The 276-nt window shown below is 55.4% G+C and carries 1 pseudogene; it reads left to right on the forward strand.

Annotated elements, in window-relative coordinates:
- A pseudogene (gene tuf, locus HMPREF2959_RS12175) lies at positions 1-276 on the forward strand (elongation factor Tu); the annotation flags it as partial.

Here is a 276-nt window from a genome sequence, read left to right on the forward strand (position 1 = left end):
CCAGCTACGACTTCCCCGGCGACGACTGCCCGATTGTACAAGGTTCTGCACTGAAAGCCTTGGAAGGCGATGCCGCTTATGAAGAGAAAATCTTCGAACTGGCTGCCGCATTGGACAGCTACATCCCGACTCCCGAGCGTGCCGTGGACAAACCGTTCCTGCTGCCTATCGAAGACGTGTTCTCCATTTCCGGCCGAGGTACAGTAGTAACCGGCCGTGTAGAGCGCGGTATCATCCACGTTGGTGACGAGATCGAAATCGTCGGTCTGAAAGAAA

Origin of the sequence: Neisseria sp. HMSC070F02 (assembly GCF_001814225.1) — a bacterium.
GTDB lineage: Bacteria > Pseudomonadota > Gammaproteobacteria > Burkholderiales > Neisseriaceae > Neisseria > Neisseria meningitidis.